3 protein-coding genes and 1 pseudogene are annotated in these 2400 nt (G+C 36.1%); 2 read left to right on the top strand and 2 right to left on the bottom strand.

Annotated features, from left to right (window positions below; all coding sequences use genetic code 11):
• Positions 1-389: 389 nt before the first annotated feature.
• Together MZO40_RS16705 and MZO40_RS16700 are read right to left on the bottom strand one after the other, a co-directional pair.
• Complete coding sequence (locus tag MZO40_RS16705) at positions 390-704, bottom strand: Txe/YoeB family addiction module toxin (protein WP_003680273.1); 315 nt, start codon at positions 702-704, stop codon at positions 390-392.
• Entirely contained in the window at positions 697-957 is a 261-nt protein-coding gene (locus tag MZO40_RS16700) for a type II toxin-antitoxin system Phd/YefM family antitoxin (protein WP_003680272.1), read from the bottom strand. Before MZO40_RS16700 ends, MZO40_RS16705 begins: the two co-directional genes overlap by 8 nt.
• A gap of 115 nt (positions 958-1072) precedes the next feature.
• Here MZO40_RS16700 and MZO40_RS16695 point away from each other — a divergent pair.
• A pseudogene (locus tag MZO40_RS16695) lies at positions 1073-1584 on the top strand (tyrosine-type recombinase/integrase).
• A 504-nt stretch (positions 1585-2088) separates the two neighbouring features.
• On the top strand, positions 2089-2400 hold a 312-nt coding region (locus tag MZO40_RS16690; RefSeq protein ID WP_368052586.1), incomplete at its 3' end, for a KxYKxGKxW signal peptide domain-containing protein.

Raw genomic sequence — 2400 nt, 5'->3', positions numbered from 1 at the left:
GTAAAATTATTTGGGTCTAGAATTTTTGGTGTTGGAAAGTATTTCCATTCCAAAAGTACTAGGCCCTAATTTAAAAAGCCATTGATAATGGATCAAAAGCGACCAATAGGGTATACCTTGATGGCCATTTCGTGTCTCACAATCTATTTAAGTTAGATATGTTCATTAGAACTGTCTAAATTAAACCCTATAACAGAGAATAATAGTGGCACAGTCTAAAATACATGATGTGTTTGAGAAAAACTTTCAAATAAGCTTTGTCCCTATATTAGGGACTATAATCTCCAAATCGCCCCTCGAAAGCCCTGCTAAAATAACCCCCAATATCTATAATGTGGATATTGGGGGTTATTTATTATAATATTTGATTTATGATGCATGTTAAGTTGCTAGTTTTTTCTGGAATTAGATTTACCACTCATTTCAAGACCACCACTTTCATAATGGGCCCAACATGAATAGATTTCGACTATTCTAGTTACTTTATCAATGGTATAAACGACGCGATGCTGTCCATTTATCCTTCGAGAATAGTAACCAGCCGCAGGTGGTGTTAATTTTTCAAATGACTGTATTGGTTTATATGGATCAGATTCCAATACATTTTGTATTTCTTCAAATGACTGACGTAATGGGCTTCTTAAAACTTTTTTTAAATCACCTTTAGCTGATGATTTTATTTTTACTTTCCAACGATTACTCATGATCAATTTCTTTGATCATTTCGTCTAAATCAACTGATTCATCATCTTTACGGCTGAAGGTGGCTTGAATCTGACCATTCATCATTAAGTTCATGGTTTCCTGTAATGCATCATAGTCTTTTTTTCCAATCAAAACGGCACTACGGCTGTCATTAGATCCTGCAATAATAACAGGTTGGGAGTCCCGATTAGCGTTTTTGATAAGTGAAAATAGGTTTGTTCGTGCTGTAGTTGGGTTAATAATTTTTTCCATATGTTTTCCCTCCTCAACTTATCTAATATTATAAGCGTACATGATAACGTACGTCAATTATAAGCTATTATATCGTCAAAGGAGATTATGACTTATGTAACAAGTTGTCTTACCCATTAAAGATTCAAACGTACTTAAAGAGGTTCAAGATACGTTACTCAATAACTTTAAAGCCGGCCGGCGTAACTATACGATTTTTCAAGTTGGCAAAGCTACACTGCTGAGAGTGAGTGACGTTATGAGGTTAAAACAGACCGATATTTTTAATCCAGACGGTTCTATTAAACAAAACGTGTTCATTCACGATCGAAAAACGGGTAAACCTAATACCTTGTACCAGTTCAAACAGAGTTCTTATCGTACCGTCAATGGCTACTTGATCATAAGCTAGATTCTGAATGGCTTTTTTCTTCCATTCAGCACCCCGAGCGACATATCACGGAAAAACAGTTCTACAAAATCATGAGCAAGGTTGGCAATCTGTTAGGAATTGATTATCTAGGTTCCCATACCATGAGCAAAACCGGGGCTTATCGCGTCTACACGCAATCAAATTATAATATTGGCTTAGTCGTGAATTTCCTCAATCATTCCAGTGAAGCGATGACTTTAGCTTATTTAGGCTGAGACCAGGCTAGTACTGAAACGATGCTGGATTACATTGATTTTGGGTAGGAGGCTGGCTTTATGGATTTAGATTTTGAAACCAACAAGCATGATCTTTTTGATGATTGGCATCAAAACTAAACAAGCCTTTACGCACAAGTTACAGCAACAAGCTCAAATTAAAAAAACACAATTGATTCTTATTTGTTGTTTTAATTTGAAAATTTAAATATTAATAGCTAAATAGTGAAGGCCTATGTATAATTGCTGAACTAGTTTTGCAATGTTTACTTGTATGTAATTTAATCTAAAGTTTAAGTGTGTTATTATAAATGCTGTTTATTAATGTCGCTTAATTAGAGATGGGAATGTGGCACGTTTTTTAGATACTTTCGTGCGAAAGATAGGCCCAATTTAGAGGATATTAGTAGTTTCTATTCTAATTGAAAAGACCCAATAGCCTTAATAAACCGGGATTTTAATGACAACATTTTATCTAAAAAAGTGAGAAAGGTAGGTTCTTTTATGTTAAGGAATAATTATTTTGGAGAGACTAAAACGCATTATAAATTATATAAATGCGGTAAGAATTGGGCTGTCATGGGGATTTCATTATTTTCGCTGGGATTAGGGATGCTAGTTACCAGCCGGCCAGTGTCAGCTGATGTGACAGCCACCAGCACCTCAAGCAGTGCAGTGAGGACCGATGCAATCAGTACAAGTAGTAGCAGTGCAGCAAAGGCTGAAACGACTAGTGCAAGTAGTAGCAGTGCAGCAAAGGCCGAAACGACTAGTGCAAGTAGTAGCAGTGCAGCAAAGGCCGAAACGACTAGTGCA

The sequence above is a fragment of the Lactiplantibacillus sp. B652 genome (genome assembly GCF_023806745.1).
GTDB lineage: Bacteria > Bacillota > Bacilli > Lactobacillales > Lactobacillaceae > Lactiplantibacillus > Lactiplantibacillus pentosus.
Note: the sequence above shows the minus strand (reverse complement) of the source record. Positions and strands in the feature narration are given on the sequence as shown.

Excerpts from the sequence above, each read along its gene's own strand:
- MZO40_RS16700 (WP_003680272.1), bottom strand. The coding sequence starts at position 957 with ATGGAAAAAATTATTAACCCAACTACAGCACGAACAAACCTATTTTCA.
- MZO40_RS16705 (WP_003680273.1), bottom strand. The coding sequence starts at position 704 with ATGAGTAATCGTTGGAAAGTAAAAATAAAATCATCAGCTAAAGGTGAT.